We start from the raw sequence: 3,605 nt of genomic DNA on the forward strand, positions 1-3,605 counted from the left end.
TGTTGCTCACGTTTTAACTGCATACGTTCCGCTACCCAAAGCTTCACTGCCTCGAACTTCTCGGTCCTTTTCATCCTCCTTTTTGAACACGCACTTATAGAATATTTATAATGTAAATCTTTTCTCTATGGGGATTTTCTCCGCCACTAACATTCTAGAGATATCTCAAAATAATTGCTGTGAGCATTTTACTACCCATTTATCACGTGATAAACTTGAATGATTTTCAACTATCATTTCTCCAAACTTATTCTTCACCCATGAATGAAAACCACAATTCCAGAATCTTTTCTGAGAAATAAGGTGTTTGCTCCAAAATAAATAATGCAACAGAAGAACCGTTGATCCACTCCTGTACCATGTTAACAGGCGTTAATGCTAATATGTATAAAATAATAAATGCAAGTAAGTATACTTCGATAAATCCAAGTATAGCACCCAATAGTTTATTAATGGAATTTATAATTGGAATTGAAGCTACAAAATCAAGCATGGAAGCTACGATTTGTAAAATTATTTTCACTGCAAAGAATATGATCGCAAAAGCAATCGCATTATAAAAAGCATTCTCTAATGGTAACGCTTGGAGAAATGCAGCCCAGGCACTTTCATCTGGTAATTCCGGATATGGAATCCATAATGCCAGCCTTGGCCCCAATTCATCATAATACATCGCAGCAACAATAAACGCTGCGATAAACCCTAATAAATGTAAAAGTTGTAATATAAATCCCCTTTTCAGACCCATTAAAAATCCGAAAATAAATATTAATAGTAATATGAGATTAAACATATTTTATTAATCCTCTTTCCTGTTCATTGAACCTAACAATCTAGCGTATTCTTCCTTTAATTTCAAGTAATCATTCATCGTATTTAATGCGGTAAGTACAGCAAGACTTGCTGTATCAAGATGTTTATTTGAACTTTGGATATCTTTCATCTTCTGATCAACTAGACTTGCTACTAAACGAACATGACTGGCTGATTCGTCATCTCCAACTACCGTATAGGTTCGATTATGTATTTCTACGGATACACGTTCCTTGTTCTCCTGCGTCACGCGAAAAGCCCCCCGCTTAAGAATTCTACACTTTATATTAACATGAAGTTGCTGTTTTAAAAAGAAGTATTTCTTTCTGCCCCTTATTTTGCTATAGTCAATAATATAATTCGTGAATGTTATTGAATAAATGACTTACTGAATGTTGAAAGCATACGAATGAATAGGAGAGATATTTTGGGACAAATTGTTCACACATTTCCAACAAAAACAATCAATGAGATGAAAAAATACTATCAGGAATCACTCACATCTACACCACAGGGGGCAATATTCCGAGCAAAAACACAGTATGCTGTCATTACCTCTTATAAATCAGGGAAGGTTCTTTTCCAAGGCAGCTCTCCTGACACCGAAGCAAACAAATGGTTAAAGGATAGTATACAAACTAAACATAATAATTCAAATCGAAATCAACCAAAAACAACAGCATATGCCCCTTCCCCCATCTTATTTAAGAGCAATCACATCGGATCTGATGAAGCTGGAACCGGAGATTATTTCGGCCCAATTACGGTTGGAGCAGTATATGTAGAAAAAGAGAAAATCGCTTTACTGAAAGAAATGGGGATAAGAGACTCTAAAAATTTAACAGATTCCGTTATCCAGGATCTTTCCAAGGAGATTGTTCAATTAAACATCCCATATTCGCTGGTTATCTTACATAATGAAAAATACAATCAGCTTCAGGAAAAGGGCTGGTCCCAAGGGAAGATGAAAGCCATGCTGCACCATTCCGCGATAAATCATTTAAAGCGGAAAATTGGAAGTGCCCCCTATGATGGAATATTAATAGATCAATTTTGTGAACCAGGAGTGTATATAAATTATTTAAAATCGGAAAAACGATCCTTACCGGAGAAAACGCACTTCATGACAAAAGCGGAGAGTTATTCGATTGCGGTAGCTGCAGGTTCGATTATTGCTAGAACAAGTTTTGTAAAGGAAATGGATAAACTGTCTGATAAAATGGGAATTGAACTGCCAAAAGGTGCTTCCAGCAAAGTAGATCGTACGATAGCCCATATCATCCGAAGTAAAGGAGAAAATATTTTAAATTCATGTGCTAAAGTTCATTTTGCTAATACAAAGAAAGCAAAGAAATATTTATAGTTGGAGTGCCATAATAACAACGCTGAAACGCTTATGAAATAATTCGATTTCATAGGCGTTTTTGTATATCAATCAAGGATAGTAAGGTCTACTGTCCTTCTTCCCCAGTTGTACGCTTCATCTTTCGTTGGAACATGAATATCTATTTTATTGCCTTTAATCGCTCCACCCGTATCTGCTGCAATCGCATAGCCATACCCCTCTACATGAACTTTAGTCCCCAATGGAATAATCGTTGGGTCTACGGCGATTACTTTCTCATTAGGGTTTTCTTTTAGATTAACACCAGTCGCGGTAATACCGGAACAACCCGTACAATATGCGGTGTAAGCAGTAGCTTCCACGGAGAATGTTTTACCTTGTGGGTCTCCGCTCTGTTCTTTTGATTGTTGTTTGATTGGCTTTTCCTTATCATTCTGTTTATTAATTACTGCAGTACTTGCATCCTGTTCCATATTCTTAATTGCTTCCTGTTCTGTCAGTTCCGGGCCACTTACAACCAGTTCTTGCCCAACCAGAATCAAATCACTTGAAAGGTTATTCCATGATTTTAATTTATCTACTGTTACATCATCACCAAATGTGTCACTGATGTCACTTAACGTGTCACCTTTTTTAACCGTGTAATATTCTAATTCCTTTTCATCCACAGTTAATACTTGTTTCGGATAAATAATTGTAGAGTTTAGTTCATTTTTATGGGTTAATTCTTCTACCGTCGTATGATGCTCATTCGCTATATCCCAAAGGGTATCTCCCTTTTTCACTTCATATTCTCCAGCAGATACTGAATTTCCAAAAGAGCAGATCATGACTAAAACAAACACGACCATTGCCAATTTTCTCATTAAGTAATCCCCCTTTTATTTACTGACAAGCTAATCGTACCATGGTAAGTCCATATCTGCGGTTACATCCTATTTAAAGGTTTGTATCATAGATTACAAATATAATATAGTTTGTTTAATAGGTTCTATTGACTCTTTCTGGTGCATAACCATCTTAATTTAAGCTTGTATTCTATATAAAATATAAGGCTGTTTTAAAGGGCCACTGTAAAATGCGACTGTCCGTAGTTCAAGAGAAATAAATTAATCTCTGACCCAATCAAAAATGCTTAGTAATGATCAGATAGAAAGTGGAATAGCGCAAAACCAGCGAAGACTTTGCGAAAAGAGTCTTAACTTAGAACAAAAGCGCAAGCGCCCTTTTAGCGACGTACGGACTGCGCCTGGCAATGCCAGGTGGTTCGATGTTGCTTCTCAAAGCAGCGGTCTTAATCGAACATTCCACTGCCGCAGGAGATAAAGGAAACATGCCCCTTCATAGGGGATGTCGACGCCTGATCGCTAGCCCGCTTTTAGTCGGCCTTCCCCAAAAAACTGATCCAATGTTGACTTATCGTACGGAGGTGAAGGAAGTCTCGCTA

Annotated in this window: 4 protein-coding genes; 1 reads left to right on the forward strand and 3 read right to left on the reverse strand. The window is 37.1% G+C overall.

The window, feature by feature from the left end; all coding sequences use genetic code 11:
- Nucleotides 1-247: 247 nt before the first annotated feature.
- Both GMJ66_RS19810 and zapA read right to left on the reverse strand, forming a co-directional pair.
- A complete protein-coding gene (locus tag GMJ66_RS19810) occupies nucleotides 248-793 on the reverse strand; it encodes a CvpA family protein (protein WP_156292047.1) in 546 nt (181 codons plus the stop codon).
- Nucleotides 794-799: 6 nt separating this feature from the next.
- On the reverse strand, nucleotides 800-1,063 hold the full coding sequence (gene zapA / locus GMJ66_RS19815) for a cell division protein ZapA (protein ID WP_156292048.1): 264 nt from the start codon (nucleotides 1,061-1,063) through the stop codon (nucleotides 800-802).
- A gap of 177 nt (nucleotides 1,064-1,240) precedes the next feature.
- Here zapA and rnhC point away from each other — a divergent pair, with 177 nt between their 5' ends.
- The gene (gene rnhC / locus GMJ66_RS19820; protein WP_231514995.1) at nucleotides 1,241-2,176 is read left to right on the forward strand and encodes a ribonuclease HIII; all 936 of its coding nucleotides are present in this window, start codon (nucleotides 1,241-1,243) and stop codon (nucleotides 2,174-2,176) included.
- A 68-nt stretch (nucleotides 2,177-2,244) separates the two neighbouring features.
- On the opposite strand, the gene GMJ66_RS19825 is transcribed toward rnhC, so the two are convergent.
- A complete protein-coding gene (locus GMJ66_RS19825) occupies nucleotides 2,245-3,024 on the reverse strand; it encodes a 3D domain-containing protein (protein ID WP_156292050.1) in 780 nt (259 codons plus the stop codon).
- Nucleotides 3,025-3,605 lie beyond the last annotated feature (581 nt).

It is taken from the genome of Oceanobacillus salinisoli (assembly GCF_009733865.1).
Classification (GTDB): Bacteria; Bacillota; Bacilli; order Bacillales; family Amphibacillaceae; genus Oceanobacillus; species Oceanobacillus salinisoli.

Coding starts and splice junctions, on each gene's coding strand:
- GMJ66_RS19810 (WP_156292047.1), bottom strand. CDS start 793: ATGTTTAATCTCATATTACTATTAATATTTATTTTCGGATTTTTAATG.
- GMJ66_RS19825 (WP_156292050.1), bottom strand. CDS start 3,024: ATGAGAAAATTGGCAATGGTCGTGTTTGTTTTAGTCATGATCTGCTCT.